16 protein-coding genes are annotated in these 18,667 nt (G+C 67.7%); 9 read left to right on the top strand and 7 right to left on the bottom strand.

From position 1 onward, the window contains the following. Positions 1 to 12 precede the first annotated feature (12 nt). From AC5O77_RS19110 to AC5O77_RS19090, 5 genes are all read left to right on the top strand, one after another. The gene (locus AC5O77_RS19110; protein ID WP_049400941.1) at positions 13 to 510 is read left to right on the top strand and encodes a hypothetical protein; all 498 of its coding nucleotides are present in this window, start codon (positions 13 to 15) and stop codon (positions 508 to 510) included. A gap of 87 nt (positions 511 to 597) precedes the next feature. Then, positions 598 to 978 (top strand): aspartate 1-decarboxylase, encoded by a 381-nt coding sequence (gene panD / locus AC5O77_RS19105; RefSeq protein WP_032128853.1) that lies wholly within the window; start codon positions 598 to 600, stop codon positions 976 to 978. Continuing rightward, positions 975 to 2,489: a glucose-6-phosphate isomerase gene (pgi, locus tag AC5O77_RS19100; protein WP_107432910.1), complete on the top strand. Its 1,515-nt coding sequence runs from the start codon at positions 975 to 977 to the stop codon at positions 2,487 to 2,489. The genes panD and pgi overlap by 4 nt, the downstream gene beginning before the upstream one ends. Before the next feature lie 316 nt (positions 2,490 to 2,805). Beyond that, positions 2,806 to 3,012 carry a DUF6229 family protein gene (locus tag AC5O77_RS19095; RefSeq protein WP_049400943.1) on the top strand — a complete coding sequence of 69 codons (207 nt, stop codon included), beginning with the start codon at positions 2,806 to 2,808 and terminating at the stop codon, positions 3,010 to 3,012. A gap of 80 nt (positions 3,013 to 3,092) precedes the next feature. Next, positions 3,093 to 5,990, top strand: a complete 2,898-nt coding sequence (locus AC5O77_RS19090) for a type 2 lanthipeptide synthetase LanM family protein (RefSeq protein WP_478057045.1) — start codon at positions 3,093 to 3,095, stop codon at positions 5,988 to 5,990. Positions 5,991 to 6,008: 18 nt separating this feature from the next. Here the strand turns inward: AC5O77_RS19090 and AC5O77_RS19085 are convergent, their stop codons facing one another. Further along, complete coding sequence (locus AC5O77_RS19085; RefSeq protein ID WP_012510702.1) at positions 6,009 to 6,578, bottom strand: response regulator transcription factor; 570 nt, start codon at positions 6,576 to 6,578, stop codon at positions 6,009 to 6,011. Continuing rightward, the gene (locus AC5O77_RS19080; RefSeq protein ID WP_094000016.1) at positions 6,575 to 7,801 is read right to left on the bottom strand and encodes an ATP-binding protein; all 1,227 of its coding nucleotides are present in this window, start codon (positions 7,799 to 7,801) and stop codon (positions 6,575 to 6,577) included. Before AC5O77_RS19080 ends, AC5O77_RS19085 begins: the two co-directional genes overlap by 4 nt. A 114-nt stretch (positions 7,802 to 7,915) precedes the next feature. Between AC5O77_RS19080 and ispG the strand changes: the two genes are divergently transcribed. The 3 genes from ispG to AC5O77_RS19065 all read left to right on the top strand — a co-directional run bounded on the left by ispG (position 7,916) and on the right by AC5O77_RS19065 (position 10,760). Beyond that, positions 7,916 to 9,181, top strand: coding sequence for a flavodoxin-dependent (E)-4-hydroxy-3-methylbut-2-enyl-diphosphate synthase (gene ispG / locus AC5O77_RS19075; protein ID WP_180838578.1), 1,266 nt, complete (start codon positions 7,916 to 7,918; stop codon positions 9,179 to 9,181). Continuing rightward, the gene (locus AC5O77_RS19070) at positions 9,162 to 9,911 is read left to right on the top strand and encodes a phosphatase PAP2 family protein (RefSeq protein ID WP_032128858.1); all 750 of its coding nucleotides are present in this window, start codon (positions 9,162 to 9,164) and stop codon (positions 9,909 to 9,911) included. The genes ispG and AC5O77_RS19070 overlap by 20 nt, the downstream gene beginning before the upstream one ends. A gap of 201 nt (positions 9,912 to 10,112) precedes the next feature. After that, positions 10,113 to 10,760, top strand: a complete 648-nt coding sequence (locus tag AC5O77_RS19065; RefSeq protein WP_004153112.1) for a response regulator — start codon at positions 10,113 to 10,115, stop codon at positions 10,758 to 10,760. A 330-nt stretch (positions 10,761 to 11,090) separates the two neighbouring features. Here AC5O77_RS19065 and eda read toward each other — a convergent pair whose 3' ends face one another. The 5 genes from eda to zwf form a co-directional block, all read right to left on the bottom strand. Continuing rightward, positions 11,091 to 11,750 carry a bifunctional 4-hydroxy-2-oxoglutarate aldolase/2-dehydro-3-deoxy-phosphogluconate aldolase gene (gene eda / locus AC5O77_RS19060; protein WP_494507070.1) on the bottom strand — a complete coding sequence of 220 codons (660 nt, stop codon included), beginning with the start codon at positions 11,748 to 11,750 and terminating at the stop codon, positions 11,091 to 11,093. A 205-nt stretch (positions 11,751 to 11,955) separates the two neighbouring features. Then, complete coding sequence (gene edd / locus AC5O77_RS19055) at positions 11,956 to 13,872, bottom strand: phosphogluconate dehydratase (protein ID WP_423163450.1); 1,917 nt, start codon at positions 13,870 to 13,872, stop codon at positions 11,956 to 11,958. 58 nt (positions 13,873 to 13,930) lie between these two features. Further along, complete coding sequence (gene pgl / locus AC5O77_RS19050; RefSeq protein ID WP_049423528.1) at positions 13,931 to 14,656, bottom strand: 6-phosphogluconolactonase; 726 nt, start codon at positions 14,654 to 14,656, stop codon at positions 13,931 to 13,933. Further along, on the bottom strand, positions 14,653 to 15,660 hold the full coding sequence (gene glk / locus AC5O77_RS19045; protein WP_494507069.1) for a glucokinase: 1,008 nt from the start codon (positions 15,658 to 15,660) through the stop codon (positions 14,653 to 14,655). Before glk ends, pgl begins: the two co-directional genes overlap by 4 nt. After that, the gene (gene zwf / locus AC5O77_RS19040) at positions 15,657 to 17,093 is read right to left on the bottom strand and encodes a glucose-6-phosphate dehydrogenase (RefSeq protein WP_494507068.1); all 1,437 of its coding nucleotides are present in this window, start codon (positions 17,091 to 17,093) and stop codon (positions 15,657 to 15,659) included. Before zwf ends, glk begins: the two co-directional genes overlap by 4 nt. Before the next feature lie 352 nt (positions 17,094 to 17,445). Here zwf and AC5O77_RS19035 point away from each other — a divergent pair, with 352 nt between their 5' ends. Then, positions 17,446 to 18,528: an ABC transporter ATP-binding protein gene (locus AC5O77_RS19035; RefSeq protein ID WP_149909423.1), complete on the top strand. Its 1,083-nt coding sequence runs from the start codon at positions 17,446 to 17,448 to the stop codon at positions 18,526 to 18,528. Positions 18,529 to 18,667 lie beyond the last annotated feature (139 nt).

The raw sequence follows: 18,667 nt of genomic DNA, 5'->3' as shown, positions 1-18,667 counted from the left end.
GGGAGACCGGTAATGAAGACCCCCAGCACCGATACCGGCCGTCTTGCCCAGGCCTCGATCCTGGCGGTGCTGGCCGCCGGCATGCTGCCGGCCCAGCTGTTTGGCGGCCTGTTGTTCGCGCTTGAATTCAGGCGCACGCCGATGCCTGCGCTTACCGGCGGTGGGCTGATGTTCGTGTTGGCCGTGTGCAATGCGATCGCGGTGTTGCTGCCGATGGCGCTGATCCTGCAGTCTCAACAGCGGCTGCGCCGGACTGGATTCGTGCTGGTCGGCTTCGGGCTGGGCGCGCTGGCCATGGCCACCTGCACCTGGCCGGGCGCGGACAATGGTCCGCTGCTGCAGCGCCTGCGCTATGTCGACACCTTCGACGTGATCAGCTATGCCTTGCAGGTGCTGGCCGCAGGTGGCTTCGGCCTGGTCGCCGGGCTGGCCTTCCATACGGTGTTCCGGCTGTCTCTGGAGGGCCGTTCCGGGCATGCCGCGCCGCCGCCGCCGGGGGAGGGGGCCTGAACAGCCTTCAGCGTCCTGCTGCGGCCCCCTGACGATGGCCAAGCGGGTGCTAGAATCCGCTCTTTCCTTTGCCGTTGCAGCGCCCCCATGCACCTGTCCCTGCTCAAGACCAAGATCCACCGCGCCACCGTCACCCATTCCGAGCTGAACTACGAAGGCTCGATCGCCATCGATGACAACCTGCTGGCTGCCACCGGCATCCGCGAGTTCGAGCAGGTGCACATCTGGGACGTGACCAACGGTGCGCGCTTCTCGACCTACGCCATCCGCGCCGAAGCCGGCAGCGGCGTTGTCTCGCTCAACGGTGGTGCTGCGCGCCACGTGCAGGTCGGTGACATCATCATCATCGCCGCGTTCGCCAGCATGACCGAGCAGGAAGCTGACAGCTTCAAGCCGAAGCTGGTGTACGTTGATGGCAAGAACCAGATCTCCCACACCAACGACACGATCCCGACCCAGGCCGCATGACAACGAACAACGGATTCGACTCGCTGCATTCCCACGCCCAGCGCCTGAAGGGCGCAAGCATTCCCAGCCTGCTCGCCGCCGAACCCGGCCGCGTGCAGGACCTGGCGCTGCGGGTCGGTCCGTTGTACGTCAACTTCGCGCGGCAGAAATACGATGCCGCGGCGTTGCAGGCCCTGCTCACGTTGGCCGCCGACCGTGATGTCGGTGGTGCCATCACCCGCTTGTTCCGTGGCGAGCAGGTCAACCTGACCGAAGGTCGCGCCGCGCTGCATACCGCGCTGCGCGGCGACGTGGTCGATGCGCCGGTGGCAGCCGAGGCCTATGCCACCGCGCGCGGGATCCGCCAGCGCATGGGCGTGCTGGTGCGTGCGCTGGAAGACAGCGGCGTCACTGACGTGGTCAGCGTCGGCATCGGTGGTTCCGATCTCGGTCCGCGCCTGGTCGCCGATGCGTTGCGCCCGGTCACCGGCGCGCGCCTGCGCGTGCATTTCGTATCGAACGTGGACGGCGCCGCCATGCAGCGCACGCTGGCCACGCTGGATCCGGCGAAGACCGCCGGCATCCTCATCTCCAAGACCTTCGGTACGCAGGAAACCCTGCTCAACGGCCAGATCCTGCACGACTGGCTGGGTGGCAGCGAGCGCCTGTATGCAGTCAGCGCCAATCCGGATCGCGCCGCCAAGGCCTTCGCGATCGCCGCCGATCGCGTACTGCCGATGTGGGACTGGGTCGGTGGCCGTTATTCGCTGTGGTCGGCCGTTGGTTTCCCGATCGCGCTTGCGATCGGTTTCGAGCGCTTCGAGCAGCTGCTGGACGGCGCCGCGCAGATGGATGCGCACGCGCTGGATGCACCGCTGGAGCGCAACCTGCCGGTGCTGCACGGCCTGACCGACATCTGGAACCGCAACCTGCTGGGCCATGCCACGCATGCGGTGATGACTTACGACCAGCGCCTGGCGCTGCTGCCGGCCTACCTGCAGCAGCTGGTGATGGAAAGCCTGGGCAAGCGCGTGCAGCGTGACGGCCAGCCAGTCACCACCGACACCGTGCCGGTGTGGTGGGGCGGCGCGGGCACCGATGTGCAGCACAGCTTCTTCCAGGCACTGCATCAGGGCACCAGCATCGTTCCGGCAGATTTCATCGGCTGCGTGCACAACGATGATCCCTACACGATCAATCATCAGGCCCTGCTGGCCAATCTGCTGGCGCAGACCGAAGCACTGGCCAATGGCCAGAGCAGCGACGACCCGCACCGTGATTACCCGGGCGGCCGCCCGAGCACGCTGATCCTGCTCGATGCGCTGACCCCGCAGGCGCTGGGTGCGCTGATCGCCATGTACGAACACGCCGTGTACGTGCAGTCGGTGATCTGGAACATCAATGCCTTCGACCAGTTCGGTGTCGAGCTTGGCAAGCAGCTGGCCAGTGGTCTGCTGCCGGCGCTGCAGGGTGAGGATGTGGCGATTGCCGATCCGATGACCCGCGAGATCCTGGCGCAGCTGAAGGGCTGACCGGGCCTGCGGATGTGCCGGCGCCGGCCGGCCATCCGATGCCTCTCCGGTTGCCTTCGATCCGGTCGCGCAGGAATGGCGGCGCGGCCACTCATTCCACGTCACTTCCGTACTGCACGTGCAGCGTATTCGTGCGTCCTGCCGCAGCGCAGCTTGACGCACTTCACACGCGGATGCAGTGTGCACGGGCGGCTGTACCTGTCATCCAGTATCGCTCGCAGCATGATGTTGATGCCAGGGACTGGCCGTATCCGAAGGGACGTGGAATTGATCCATGTCCTCAACGCCTCATGTTGTGAATGACAGGAGATTGCGAATGGATCTGAACGACGATGTTGTGTCCGGCTGGCTCAATGGCTCGGACGATGTGGATGGGTGTGCCAACCCTGCGGGTTCGCTGTTCATCTATGGCGCTGGGGCCACCGAGTCCGCGCTCACGTCGGCCTCCGACACCCTGATCACCGGTGGCGGTACCGAGTGCACCACCACGATGTCGGTGGTCAATCACTGCCTGTGCTGTTGATGTAGCCCGAGCCGGCACGCAGCGGCTTGCGCTGCGTGCCGGCGACTGGAACAGACTCTGGACACTTTGCAGGGGGCGTAATGACCGCTTCTCCGGCTGCGGCCGCGTTTGCGCGCATCACCGAACATTTTCTTGTCGACGCGCGCACCGCGTTGGCGGCTGGCCTGCATGACCCCGCCATCGATCTGCGGCCAGACGAGCGCGCACTCCTGCATGAGCAGGGCGATGCGGCGCTTCGTGAACATGCCCAGCTCAAGCTCAACCGCGTACTGCTGCTGGAACTGCATGCGGCCGCGCGCGGTGGTGACATCGGCCCGCTTGAGGGCGCCGGTGCGCTGGACGAATTCGTGGCCCTCGCCACCGGCGAGGGCTTCCATGAGCATCTGCAGCGACGCTACCCGGTGCTGCTGCCGCGGCTGTCGCGCATGCTCGAAGGACAATGTGCGGCTGTGGTGGAGCTGGCCGCGCGCATCGGCCGTGATCGTGCGCTGCTGACGGACCTGCTCGGCAGTCCGGCAGGATCGCTGCGTGCCGTGTCGCTGGGGCGCGGTGACCTGCACGGTGGCGGCCGGACCGTGGCGCGGTTGCAGTTCGACGGCGGTACGCTGATGTACAAGCCGCGCTCGCTGCGCATCGATGCCACGCTTGATGGCCTGCTTGAAGCCGTCTTCGGCGAGGGCCCTGGCCGGGTACGCGTGCCGCGCGTGGTGGATCGTGGCAGCCACGGCTGGGCTGCATTTGCCGAGCACCGTTATTGTTCCGGTGACGAAGAGCTGCGCGCCTACTACCGCGGTCTCGGTCACTGGCTGGCCATCCTGCGCCTGGTGGGCGGGACCGACATCCATCTGGAGAACCTGATCGCGGTCGGGCCGGTGCCGGTGGTGGTCGACGCCGAAAGCGTGTTCTCGCAGGTCATCGACGTCGAACCATCCGGTCTGGGCGATGCCTATGACACGGCAGTCAAGCTGATGCGCAATTCGGTGCTGCGCACCGGTATCGTACCGTTCCGCACCACCGGCCTCGGCATGGAAGGCGTGGACCTGTCCGCCGCCGGCGCACTGCCGGGTGAGCAGCCGCGCGTGCAGGTGCCGGTGATCATCGAAGACGGGACGGCGCCGGCGCGGCTGGGCCTGGTCGAGGCAGAGGTCGCCATCGCACAGAACCATCCGAGCCCCCAGCCCGATGTGTCGTTGTACTGGGACCACATCAGCGTGGGTTTCGTCGATGCCAGCGGGCGCCTGCGTGCGCTGGATGCCAGGGGCGAACTGATGCCGTTGCTGGCCGGTTTCGAAGGCTGCCAGGTGCGCGATGTGCGGCGGCCGACCATGGCCTACGCCGAGCTCGGGCGGATGCTCTGGCATCCGGCATCGCTGCACAAGGAAGCCCAGGCGGTTGAACGCGCGATCGATCTGCTGGTGCGCAATGCAGCGGTGTCACCGGCTGCGCCATCGGACCTGGAAACCGTACGTGGAGAAGTGGACGACCTGCGCCACGGTGACATTCCGATCTTCACTTCACAGCTGGACGCGACCCGCATCCGCTCCATCGCCGACAACTGGCGTTCGATGCGCATCGACCTCGAAGACGTGACCATCCGCAGCACGTTGGTGGCCACCGACCTGAACCAGCACGCGCTGGCCCGCGCCGAGGCTCGGTCCGGCTATAGCTACGCCGCGCAGCAGCCTCGCGCGGACGATCTGGACCTGCGCCGACGAACGCTTGCGGCACACGCGGTGGAGAATCTTCTGCGGCTTGCCGTGCACGGTGAAGACGGTTCGATGACCTGGATCACGCCCGAGGTGACCCGCACAGGATGGACCGTCCAGCCGGTGCAGCCCGACCTGTATTTCGGGCTGGGAGGCATTGCGTTCGCGCTGGCGGCCTACCGCCGGGAAGTGGAGCAGGGACGTGCCGATCCGGTGGCTGGGTTGGATCCGGCCATCGAAGGCGCCATTGCGGTGTTCCAGACCATGTGCGAGCGCCATCCCGCCGGGATCGATGGTGGTTTCGTCGGCTCGGGCTCGCAGATCTGGACCCTGCTGGCATTGCATGATCTGCTGCAGCGCCCCGCACTGCTCGCGCTGGCCGAGCGCTGTGCGGAAGGAGTGGAACGTCGTGGTTTCCAGGGGCCGGTGAAATTCGAACTGATTGATGGCGTGTCCGGCATGATCCTGCCGTTGCTGGCGCTGGCCGAGGCCACCGGCAGATCGCGCTGGCTGGAGTTGGCGGCTGTAGCCGGGCGCCGCATGCAGGAAGCAGCGATCGTCGATGCCGACGGCGCACGCTGGCCGACGCCACAGTTCCGCGAGCCGATCGGTGGCTTTGGCCACGGCGCGATGGGCATGGGCTGGGCGCTGGCACGGCTGGCGCGTTCGGATGCCGGCAGCGTGCCTGAGCGGGCCGCCTGGCGGCAGCTGGCCGAAGGAGCCTTTGCGTTCCAGGCGGCGCTGTTCGAGTCGCATACCGGGCGCTGGCGCGATATCCACCTGGAGGACGGGCAGAAGAATTTCCCGACCTGGTGCCATGGCAGTGTTGGCATCGGTCTGGCGGCGGCGGATCTGTACGCCCGCACCGGCGATCCCGCGCAGTTGCGTGACATGCGGCGGGCTGTGGCCGACGCGCGCGGCAAATGGGGGTTCAGCCACACCCTGTGCCATGGCGATGTGTCCACCCGGGAGCTGCTGGTGCTGGCGGCTGCGCTGGATCCGGAGGGATGTCCCTATCCGCAGGACGAGGCCGCCATCGAGATCGTTTCTTCGATCGAGGAGCACCAGGGCATGGTCGGCGGGCTGACCCGCGCGGCCTTTACTCCGGGCCTGATGATCGGTCTGGCAGGTACGATCTATGGCTTCCTGCGCATGCATCCGGCCTGCACGCTGCCGTCGCCGCTGCTGCAGGAGACGGTAGCGGCGCGGGTCGATGCGACGGCGTCGCGCTCCAGCGCCGCGCAGGACCGAGCAGTGCTGGCCGAGGTCTGAGCCGGACGGGTCCGGCGATCAACGGCTGGGATCGCGTTCCGGGCTTGGCCGCTTGGCCAGCTTGCGCTGCAGCGAACGCCGGTGCATGCCGAGCAGGCGGGCGGCTGCGGACACGTTGCCGCCGGTCTCGTGCATCGCCTGCTGGATGTGTTCCCACTGCAGGCGGCTGATCGGCGTCATCGCGTCGGGCACTTCCATCTCGCCATCGTCGGCCGGGCCGTCGTCTTCCTCGCCGAGCGCGCGCAGGATCATCGGCACCGTGGCCGGCTTCGGCAGGTAGTCGTCGGCACCGAGCTTGATCGCCTCCACGGCGGTGGCGATGCTCGCGTAGCCGGTCACCAGCAGGATGCGCATGTCCGCGCGCAGGGCACGCAGCGGCTGGATCAGTGCCAGGCCGGAATCGCTGCCCAGCTTCAGGTCGATCAGCGCGAACGCCGGCGGATGCTGGCGGGCCAGCGCCAGCGCACTGGCGGCATCCTGTGCGGTCTGCGTTTCAAGCCCCTTGCGGGCCAGGCTGCGCTGCAGGGTACGCAGGTACAGCTCGTCGTCGTCGACCAGCAGGCCCAGGGTGGAATGATGAAGGCTCATGGGGTGTCCTCGCGTGGGGCCAGCGGCAGGCGGAAGCCGACGCGGCTGCCGGCCCCCTGGGCCGGGCGCATCCACATCTCGCCGTCGAGGCGTTCGATGGTGGCATGGGACAGGGCCAGGCCGACGCCCATGCCCTCGCTTTTGCTGCTGCCGAACAGCTTGCCCGGCAGCACCGCGGCACGGGCGTCGAAGCCGTGGCCGTAGTCGCGGACTTCGCCGATCAGGTCGTCGCCTTCGATGCGCAGGTCCAGGTCCACGCGCGGCCGGCCGGCCTGCTCGCCGGCATCGGCGGCATTGTTGAGCAGGACCATCAGCAGATGGCCCACGCCCGGGTCGAGTGGCAGCCGCAGCGGCGCATCGTCATTGCGATGCAGGTCGATGGTCGGCCGCACCAGGCGCCACTGTTCCAGTACCTGCTGGGCGCTGGAGTGGCTGCGACCCGGTGCATCGGCCGAGGCCGGTGCGGCCAGCGCCAGCACGCGCTCGCGGCACTGCACCAGCAGCTCGCGCAGGGTTTCCATGTCTTCGCGTACTTCGGGCTCTTCGCTGCGCTCGGCCACGTCATCGGCGAGCAGGGTCATGGTCGCCAGCGGCGTGTTCAGTTCATGCGCCACCGAGGCGGCATGGGTGGCCAGGGCGACGATGCCCTCGTTGCGGGCGAAGCGTTCGCGCAGGGCCGACAGTTCCAGTTCGCGCTGGCGCAGCGCCAGTGCCAGGCGGGTGGAAAAGGTCAGCACGACCGCTGCGGAAATCAGGAAATTGGCGACCACGCCCCAGCGGTTGAGGTCCTGGGCGCGGAAATAGCCATCCGGCAGCGACTGGCCGAAGATGCCGCTGGCGGCGTAGCCGAGCAGGCAGGCCAGCGCCACCGCCAGTGCCCAGCGCAGGGGCAGGGCGAACGCGGCCAGCGCGATCAGGATCAGGAACAGCGAACTGAACGGGTTGGCCATGCCGCCACTCCAGCCCACCATCCAGGTCAGGATGATCACGTCCACCAGAATGTGGCCGAATGCGGTCAGTGGCGCGGTGTCGGCCGCCTCCGGGCGCAGCTGGGTGTAGATGTTGAACAGGGTCAGCACGGCCACGCCCGCCCACAATGGCAGCTGCGGCAACGGCAGGCCCAGCACCCAGGTGGCAACCAGGATGGTGGCGGCCTGGCCACCTACGGCAAGCCAGCGCAGGCTGCACAGGGTTCGGAGAAACGGGGCGTCGGGACCGGTCATTCACGCTCATCGTATGCGTTCACGCGTGACCGTGCCTGCGACAATCGGCCGCAGCCGTGCCGCCGGCTGAATGCGAGTCACCCGGAATGCGGAGGCGGGCGGTAGAATGCGCCCATGCACGACGCCGTTACCCGCCCGACGCCCCCTTCCGATGCCACTGCCTGGCCCCGCCGCCAGACCCATGCCGTCCAGATCGGCGGGGTCACCGTAGGCGGAGGCAAGCCGGTCGTGGTGCAGTCGATGACCAACACCGATACCTCCGACGTGGCCTCCAGCGTGAAGCAGGTGGCCGAGTTGTGGCGTGCGGGTTCGGAAATGGTGCGGCTGACCGTCAACACCGTGGAAGCGGCTGCGGCGATCCCGCGCATTGTCGACAAGCTGGCGATGATGGGCATCGACGTGCCGCTGATCGGCGACTTCCACTACAACGGTCATCAGCTGCTGACCGCCGAACCGGCGTGTGCCGAAGCGCTGGCCAAGTACCGCATCAACCCGGGCAACGTCGGCTTCGGCAAGAAGAAGGACCTGCAATTCGCCCAGCTGATCGAGTTCGCGATCCGCTACAACAAGCCGGTGCGCATCGGCGCCAATTGGGGCTCGCTGGACCAGGCCCTGGCGGCAAGGCTGATGGACGAGAACAACCTGCGTGAGCAGCCCTGGGACGCTGGCCGCGTGCTGCGCGAGGCGCTGATCCGCTCGGCGCTGGATTCGGCAGAGCAGGCGGTGGAGCTCGGCCTGCCGCGCGACCGCATCGTGCTGTCGGCCAAGGTCAGTGGCGTGCAGGAGCTGATCGCGGTGTACCGCGACCTGGCCCAGCGCTCGGATTTCGCCCTGCACCTGGGCCTGACCGAGGCCGGTATCGGCAGCAAGGGCATCGTCGCCTCGTCCGCGGCGCTGAGCGTGCTGCTGCAGGAGGGCATCGGTGACACCATTCGCATCTCGCTGACCCCGGAACCGGGCCAGTCGCGTACGCAGGAAGTGATCGTCGCCCAGGAGCTGCTGCAGACCACCGGCCAGCGCGCCTTCACGCCGCTGGTCACGGCCTGCCCGGGCTGCGGCCGCACCACCTCCGAGTTCTTCCAGGAGCTGGCCAAGGTGGTACAGAACCACGTGCGCGAGAAGATGCCGCTGTGGAAGATCCACCACCCGGGTGCGGAGAACATGACCCTGGCGGTGATGGGCTGCATCGTCAACGGGCCGGGCGAGTCGCGGCACGCCAACATCGGTATTTCGTTGCCGGGCACCGGTGAAACCCCGGCTGCGCCCGTATTCGTCGATGGCGAAAAGAAGGTGACCCTGCGTGGCGAGAACATCGCCCAGGAATTCGTCGCCCTGATCGACGATTACGTCGAACACAAGTATGTCCGAAGCGCCGGATAAGCCTGCGATCCTCGCTGCACCGGAGTCCGCCTCCGGCTTCCGCCACTGGATGGCGCGCAATGCCTGGCGCCTGGTCCTGCTGTTCGGTGGCGTGCTGCTGCCGCTGGCCGGCTTCGTCGCCCTGGCTGACGAGGTGCACGAGTTTGAATCGTTCCATTTCGATGCGCCGCTGCTGTGGCAGATGCATGGCCTGCATTCGCCGCTGCTGGACCGCTTCTTCGTGCTCATTTCCAGACTGGGCTACGAATGGTTCCTGATCCCGGCCGACGTGCTGATCATCGGTGTGCTGCTGGGCTACCGGCGGTGGCGCGAGGCGACCTTCGTGGCGGTCAGCTTCGTCGGCTCGGCGCTGCTGAACATGGGCAGCAAGCACTTCTTCCAGCGCCAGCGCCCCAGCCTGTGGGAATCGATCGCGCCGGAATCGACGTTCAGCTTCCCCAGCGGCCATGCGATGGGCTCGATGACCCTGGCAGTGACCCTGGTACTGCTGGCCTGGAACACCCGCTGGCGCTGGCCGGTGCTGCTGCTGGCACCGGCATTCAGCCTGCTGGTCAGCGTGTCCCGGGTCTACCTGGGGGTGCATTACCCCTCCGATATCCTGGCCGGATGGTGTGCCGCGCTGGTTTGGGTGGTAGGGTGCTATCTGGTCATGTTCAGTCGCCGGCACCCATGGCGACGTCACGGCTCGCCGCCAGCGAAGGCCAGCGAAGCATCATCACAGGGGGATTGACGTGGATGGCCCTTGAGGGACGTCTACGTGATAGATCAGTTGTTTCGTTGCAGCAGGTTCTGCAAGACAGGGGGCAAGCACAACGCGCGGTAGTGTGATGCGCAAGGCAGATTGCCGGGGTCGCATTCCGAACGCGCTTGCAGGGGTATCGGCACCCTGCCTAGCTTGACCTGCAATGGCCGCATTCGAAGAGGTACGTGAATGACGATTCGAGTCTACCTGGTGGATGACCACGCGCTGGTCCGCACCGGGATGAAGATGATTCTGTCGGGGGAAACCGACATCGAGGTGGTGGGCGAAGCCGAGACCGGCGAAGACGCGCTGCGTGAAGTCCGCCAGCTGCTGCCCGATGTGGTGCTGTGTGACCTGCACCTGCCGGGTGTGAGCGGCATGGAAGTGACCGAGCGCATCGTGCGCAGCCACCGCAATACCCGCGTGGTGATCGTGTCGGTGCTGGAAGATGGCCCGCTGCCGAAGCGGCTGCTCGAGGCTGGCGCCGCCGGTTACATCGGCAAGGGCTGCGATGCGCAGGAGCTGTTGCGCGCGGTGCGTGACGTGGCCGGTGGCCGCCGTTACCTGGGCACCAGCATCGCGCAGAACCTGGCGCTGTCGACGGTGGAAGGCAACGGTTCGCCGTTCGACAGCCTGTCACCGCGCGAGCTGGAAGTGGCACTGCTGCTGACCCAGGGCCTGCGCCAGGAAGACATCGCGCGGCGGTTGAGCCTGAGTGCGAAGACGGTGAACACGCACAAGGCGCGGTTGTTCGAGAAGATGGGGATCCACGACAACATCGCGTTGGCGCGGATGGCCAGCCAGTACGGGCTGGTGGATCCGGCACGGCCGCTGTAAGGGTTTCGGCCAACGGCTGAGCCCCTCGCGGTGTGCGGCAGGATTCGTGGGGTTGGCCCTGCGGAGGGATTGCGCAGGGGACGCCGTGAATCCATCCCTGGAGGCTCGGGCGCGCCATCCATGGCGCTTACGCCCCTGCGCAATCCCTCCGCGTGGCCACGGACAGGTTCCGTGCGCGTCCACCGCGGAATGATGAAGGAAGAGCAGGAGCGGGTCGCGCGCTGTGCGCGCTCGTCGCCTGGGGTCGGATCCCTTTCCCGGTGGGAAAGGGCTCTGACCCTTGATGATGCCGGAGCCGAGCGTGGGCTCGGCTCTACACCTTTGTCGGGCTCAGTGGCCGCGCACGCGCTTGATGATCTTTGCCGCGTCGCCGGCACTGGCGCGCACCTTGTCCCATTCGCCGTCGGCGATCCAGTTGCCCGGCACCATCCACGAACCACCGATGCAGACCACGTTCTTCTGCTCGAGGTATTCGGCGGCGGTGTTTTCGGTGATGCCACCGGTCGGGCACAGCTTGAGGTCGGCAACCGGGCCGGCCAGGCCCTTGATCATCGCCAGCCCACCCACGGCCGTGGCCGGGAACAGCTTGCACACACGGAAGCCCCGCGCATACAGCGACAGCAGCTCGGTCGGCGTTGCCGCACCCGGCACCACCGGCAGCGGCGCAGCGGCCAGTGCATCAGCCAGCGCCGGCGGCGTACCCGGGGTCACCAGGAAATCCGCACCCGCATCGATGGACTGCTGCATCTGCTCCACGGTCAGCACCGTACCGGCACCCACCACCACGTCCGGCAGCTCACGCTTGAGCATCGCCAGCGCTTCCATCGCCACCGGCGTACGCAGGGTCAGCTCGATGGCCGGCAAGCCACCTTCCAGCAGCGCCGCGCTGACCGCGCGCGCCTGGTCCAGCGTATGAATCGTCACCACCGGCAGGATGCCCGCCGCACGCAACAGCTCCGCCGCCTTCACCTGATGTTGTTCGATACCCATGCTTTTGCCCTTGCCTTTGCTCTTCTTGATTCAGTGGCCGCAGCGCAAATGACGCGCCGGGAATTGTCCAAGGGCAGTAGAGCGCCCTGGCCGGGACCGTGAGCGGCATGGATGCCGCGATCGAGCCCCCATGGATGGGTTTACGGCGTGTCCCGGCCAGGGCGCTCTACTGCCCAAGCCGGGAAGCCTGCCGCGGCTTTTCGCTTCAGGCGTCTTTCGCCTCATGCGGCGCCGCCGCCGCCGCGGCATCGTGCCCCAGCTCATACTCCGCATCGTAGTCCCACGGCCCACCATCAGCCGCCGCCGGCCCGCACGAAATCGAAATCGCACCCTGGTCGGCCGGGCCCACCACGCGGCGGTTGATCGCGAACAGGTTGCGGCCCAGGTCATGCGCGGCAGGCGCCGTGTTCGGTGCCAGTGGACGCGCAGCCCATTCGGCTGCGTCCACCAGCACTTCCAGCGTGCCGGCCTCGCCATCGAGGCGGATCATGTCGCCCTCGCGAACCTTGGCCAGCGGACCACCCCGCGCCGCTTCCGGCGTCACATGGATCGCCGCAGGAATCTTGCCCGAGGCGCCGGACAGGCGGCCGTCGGTGACCAGCGCCACGCGCCGGCCCTGGTTCTGCAGCAGGCCCAGCAGCGGCGCCAGCGAATGCAGTTCCGGCATGCCGTTCGCACGCGGGCCCTGGTAACGCACCACCGCCACGAAATGCTCGGGCAACAGGCCGCCGGCATGCAGCTTGTTCAACACCTGCGGCGCATCGACCACCACCGCCGGTGCTTCGATCGTGCGGTATTGCGGCTTCACCGCCGACAGTTTGATCAGCGACTTGCCGAGGTTGCCGCGCAGCAGGCGCAGGCCACCCTGGTGTTCGAACGGATTGTCGACGCCACGCACCACCTCTTCGTCGGCGCTGCGTTCCAGACCCGGCAGGTAGACCAGCTGGCCGTCGCGCAGCTGCGGCTCGCGCGCATAGTCGGTCATGCCGCCACGCGCCACGCTGACCAGGTCGCCATGCATCAGGCCGGCCTTGATCAGTTCGCCGAACACGAACGCCGGGCCGCCGGCAGCTGCAAAGCGGTTCACGTCGGCGTCGCCGTTCGGATAGACGCGGGCCAGCAGCGGGATCAGCTGCGACAGTTCGTCGAAGTCGTCCCAGGTCAGCACGATGCCGGCCGCACGCGCCACTGCGATCCAGTGGATGGTGTGGTTGGTCGAACCGCCGGTGGCCATCAGTGCGATGACCGCGTTGATGATCGCGCGCTCGTCGATGATCCGGCCCAACGGGCGGAAGTCGTCGCCGAGTGCCGTGATGTCGAGCGCTCGCTCGGTGGCTTCACGGGTGAGGGCGTCGCGCAACGGCGTGCCTGGATTGACGAACGATGCGCCCGGCAGCTGCACGCCCATCGCTTCCAGCAGTACCTGGTTGGAATTGGCAGTGCCGTAGAAGGTGCAGGTGCCGGCGCCGTGGTACGACGCGGACTCCGCTTCCAGCAGTTCTTCGCGGGTGGCTTCGCCAGCGGCATAGCGCTCGCGCACTTCGGCCTTCTGCTTGTTCGGGATGCCCGGGGTCATCGGGCCGGCCGGCACGAACACCGCCGGCAGATGGCCGAAGGCCAGCGCACCGATCAGCAGGCCCGGCACGATCTTGTCGCACACACCGAGGTAGACGGTGGTGTCGAACATATCGTGGCTGAGCCCGATCGCGGTGGCCTGCGCGATCACATCGCGCGAGAACAGTGACAGTTCCATGCCGCCGCGGCCCTGGGTGACGCCGTCGCACATCGCCGGCACGCCGCCGGCCACCTGTGCGGTGGCGCCCAGCTCGCGGGCGATCTCGCGGATCTGCTCGGGATAGGTCTCGAACGGCTGGTGCGCCGACAGCATGTCGTTGTAGGCGGTGATGATGCCGAGGTTCGGCGTCACGCCGCCGCGCAGGCGGCTCTTGTCGGTGCCGCCGCAGGCGGCGAACCCGTGGGCGAGGTTGCCGCAGCTCAGGCGGCTGCGGAACGGGCCTTCACGCAGGGAGGCGTCGATCGCGGCCAGGTAGGCGGCGCGCGAGGCGGCGCTGCGGCGGATGACACGCTCAGTGATGGCTTGCAGTTGCGGATGGAGGCTCATTGGCTACCGGCGTTCGTGGTGGCGAGAGGCAAGCGGCGGCACGGCGCCGCCGCCAACATCAATCAGCCCAGTGGACGCGCAGGCGCGCGCCGTCCAGGTTGATCGCATTGAGGATGGGGTACTGCTGGGCGTCATTGCTGTCCAGCGCCTGGCGCAGTACCTGCAGCTTCTGCTTGCCGCGCAGCAGCAGCAGGCGCTGGCGGCACTGGCGCAGGCCATGCGGGGTCAGCGTGATGCGCAGCGGCCACTGGTTCGCGCCCGGGCAGCCGGTGGCATCCAGCGCCGCGTAGGGCAGGGTGCTTTCCAGTGCGCGGGCCAGGTCCTTCGAGCCGGGGAACAGCGAGGCGGTGTGGCCGTCGTTGCCCATGCCCAGCGCCACCAGGCTCGGCGGTTGGCTGTGCTGCGCCTGCAGGTTGGCGGTGTACACGCATTCCGGAAGTGGCTTGCCGATGCGCACCAGCGGATCGAAATGCGCACCTTCGGCGCGCTTGAGCAGATTCTCGCGCACCAGCCAGGCATTGCTGTCGCGATCCTGCGGCGACAGCCAGCGCTCATCGGCCAGGCTCACTTCCACGCGGTCCCAGTGCACGTCCAGTTCGGCCAGCGCCTGGTACACCGGTGCCGGCGTGGTGCCGCCGGACAACAGGATGCGGGCGCGGCCCACTTCGTTGATGTCGTGGTTGAGGGTCTGCGCCATCTCGGCGGCCACCGCCTCGATCCAGCCATCGGCATCGCCGTGCTGGATGAACTCGATGCGGTCGTCGTGGAAGGTGGTGGGGCTCATGCGGCAACTCCAGGTGCGTCACGTTCGGCGTCGGCGGCATAGGCGGCGGCGCCCAGTAGTCCGGCGTGGGAGTGCATCACGGCCAACGAGGGCACCCGCGCCATGATCGAGGAGAAGCGGCCCTTGTGTTCGAAGCGCTGGCGGAACCCGGAGTGCTGCAGCGAATCGAGCATCTTCGGGGTCAGCCCGCCGGTCAGGAACACGCCGTCCCACGCGCCCTGGGTCAGCACCAGGTCGCCTGCGATGGCGCCGAACACGGCGCAGAACACATCGACGGTGCGCATCGCCTGCGGGTCACCGTGCAGGGCGCGGGCGGTCACGTCCACCGGCTGCAGTTGGCCCGGATCGATGCCGGCCATCTCGCATACGGCGCGATGGATGTTGACCAGGCCAGGGCCGCAGATCAGGCGCTCGTTGGAGACGCGGCCGAACTGTTCGGACAGGATCTCCAGGATGCGGATCTCCTCCGGGGTTCCCGGCGGGAAGCTGACATGGCCGCCTTCGGTTTCCAGCGGGTAGCAGCGGCCGTGGCGCAGGATCAGGCCACCGACACCCAGGCCCGTACCCGGCCCGATCACCGCGTAGTTGCGCGGCTGGCCGGGTTTGCCCGGCACCCAGGCGGCACCGCCGACCTGGACCACGTCATCGGGCTGCAGCAGCGAAATCGCCATCGCCTGTGCGGCGAAGTCGTTGATCAGGTGCAGTTCGTTGAAGCCGAGCATGGCGGCGGTGCGGCTGCGCGAGATCACCCACGGGTGGTTGGTGATGCGCGCTTCGTCACCGTCGACGCGACCGGCCACCGCGAACACGCCGCGGCTGGCCGTGGCGCCGATCTGTTCCAGATGGTGGCGCGCGGCATCACCCAGCGACGGGAACTCCGCCACCGCGTACTCGCGGATGCTGTCCTTCTGCAGCGGTGCGTCCTGCGAGGTGTCGGCCAGGGCGAAGCGGGCGTTGGTACCGCCGATGTCGGCGACCAGCACCGGCTGCGAGCTGGCACTCATGCCGACGCTCCGCTGTCCGGCGCGTCCACGCCCTGCGGCAGGAACTCGCCCGCGTTGGCCGGGCCCCACTGGCCGGCGGGGTAGGGTTCCAGCGGCAGATTGGCATCCTTCCAGGCGTCGGCGACGCTGTCGATCCACGCCCAGGCGGCGCGCACTTCGTCATCTCGCACGAACAGCGTGTGGTTGCCGTTGAAGGCATCCAGGAACAGGCGTTCGTAGGCGATGCGGCGGTGCAGGCCAGTCGGCACCGACAGTTCCAGTTCCAGCGGATGCAGCTCCAGCGCGCCCCATTCCGGGCCGGCCAGGCTGCTCATCAGGCCCAGTTCGATGTTTTCCTGCGGCTGCAGCTGGAACACCAGGCGGTTCGGTGCGGCCTGCGCGCGCTGCGGGCGCTCGAACAGCCAGTGGGTGACCGGCTTCAGCGTGACTACCACGCGGGTGGTGCGTTCGGGCAGGCGCTTGCCGGTGACCAGGTGGAACGGCACGCCGCTCCAGCGCCAGTTGTCGATATGCGCGGTGACCCCGGCGAAGGTCTCCACGTCGCTGCCTTCCGGCGGCTGGTAGGCCTGGGCCGGCTGGCCGTTGATGGTACCGGCGGTGTAGCGGCCACGGATGCTGTCACGCGCGGCGTGCTTGGCATCGAGCGGGCGCAGGGCGCGCAGCACCTTGACCTTCTCGTCGCGGATGCGGTCGGCTTCCAGCGAGGCCGGCGGCTCCATCGCCACCATGCACAGCAGCTGCAGGATGTGGCTCTGCACCATGTCGCGCAGCGCGCCGGAGCGGGCGTAGTAGGCGTCGCGGCCATCCACGCCTTCGCTCTCGGCCACCAGGATGTGCACCGATTCGATGTAGTTGCGGTTCCACACCGCTTCCAGCAGCGTGTTGCCGAAGCGCAGCGCGATCAGGTTCTGCACTGCGGCCTTGCCCAGGTAGTGGTCGAGGCGGAACACGCGGTCCTCGTCGATCCACTGGCCGATGGTGCTGATGATTTCCTCGGCGCTCTCGCTGTCGCTGCCGATCGGCTTCTCCAGCATCAGGCGTGCCGGTGCGGCGAGGGCGCCGCCCTTGGCCAGGCCTTCGCAGGTGGAGATGTACAGGCCCGGCGGGATGGCCAGGTAGCTGACGCACTTGCGGTGCACCAGGTCGGAGACCGCGGCGGCAACCGAGTCGACGTCGCGCAGGTCCACCGAACGATAGTCGATGCGGCGCAGCAGGGCGCTGATGTCGTCCTGCGTGGCCATCGGCATGGCCTGCTGCAGGCGCGGCCGCAGGATGTCATGGAAGGCTTCGGTGTCATGCCCGGACAGGGCCAGCGCACGGATGCGGAAGTCCTCCGGCAGCAGGCCGTCGCCAAGCAGGCGAAGCAGCGAAGGGAACAGGTAGCGCTGGGCCAGATCACCTGTGGCACCGAACAGGAAGAGGGTGTCGTGCATCGCTCGAGTTTCAGATCCGGGTGACATCGTTGTCAATCGCTTCATGGCTGGGTTCGGGGGACATCCGCGCAACTGCCTGTCCGAGGTTCGTCAGGTGCGATCTCCGGGGTAGCGGAAGACCGTTCCATTCGAAACCACTGCCTCGGCGGAACCTTCGTTCAACCGCCGACGCAGATCGGTGCGCACCGATCCTCGGATAGTGCCACGTGAAAACGTTTACATGGCAGAATGGGCAACTGTATTCGATTGCAGTGCTCGCCGTCATGCGGCGGGCGCGCAATCATCACTGCCATCGGGAGGGCCGAGGCAGTCCCAAAAGACAGCCCGGCTTCGGGCGGACCGGATAGGTGATATGGCAAAAGTGCAGTTGCAGGGTGTGCGCAAGGTCTATGACAACGGCCAGGTCGCGGTGAAGGACGCCAGCTTCGAGGTCGCCGATGGCGAGCTGATGGTGCTGGTCGGTCCGTCCGGCTGTGGCAAGTCGACCCTGCTGCGGATGGTGGCTGGCCTGGAGGAGATCAGCGGCGGCACGCTGACCATCGGTGATCGCGTGGTCAACGACGTGGCGCCGAAGGACCGCGACATCGCCATGGTGTTCCAGAGCTACGCGCTGTACCCGCACATGACCGTGGCCGAGAACCTGGCCTTCGGCCTGAAGCTGCGCGGGCATGACAAGGCGACCATCGACAAGCGCATCGCCGAAGCAGCGCAGACCCTGGGCCTGACCGAGATGATGGACAAGCTGCCCAAGGCGATGTCCGGTGGCCAGCGCCAGCGTGTTGCGCTGGGCCGTGCACTGGTGCGCGAGCCGGCGGTGTTCCTGCTGGACGAGCCGCTGTCCAACCTCGACGCCAAGCTGCGCCACAGCGTGCGTACCGAGATCGCGCAGCTGCATCGCAAGCTGGGCACCACCATGATCTACGTGACGCACGACCAGGTCGAAGCAATGACCCTGGGCCAGCGCATCGTGGTGTTGAAGGACGGCATCATCCAGCAGATCGATACGCCGATGGCGCTGTACGACCGCCCGGCCAATCTGTTCGTGGCCGGTTTCCTCGGCAGCCCGGCGATGAACGTGCTGCGTGGCACGCTGCAGGGCGATGCCGGCGGCGTGACCGTGGTCGACGGCGAATGGCGCGCACCGCTGGGCCAGGCCACGATCGATCCGGCATGGCTGCAGAAGCCGATCGCGGTGGGCGTGCGTCCGGAACACCTGCAACCGGCGGCTGCCGATGATGCGCATGCGTTCGTCGCACGCATTGAAGGCATCGAACCGGTCGGCAACGAGATCTTCGTCAACCTGAGCAGTGGCCAGCACGCGCTGACCATGCGCGTGGCGCCGCAGTCGCTGCCGGCGGTGGGCGAGCAGATCCGCGTGGCGATCCACCCGCAGGGCCTGCACTTCTTCAACCCGGAATCCGGCGAGCGGCTGTAACGGGTAGTGCCGGGGGGGGGGGGGGGGCGGGGGCGGGGGGCGGGGGGGGGGGGGGGGGGGGCGCGCGCCCGGCGGCGGGCCCCCGGGGGCGCCCGGCGCGCCCCGCCACGCGGGGCATGTGGGGGGGCTCCGCGCACCC

This window comes from Stenotrophomonas sp. INTA L402-1 (assembly GCF_059295135.1).
This window is presented reverse-complemented; position numbering and strand designations above follow the sequence as displayed.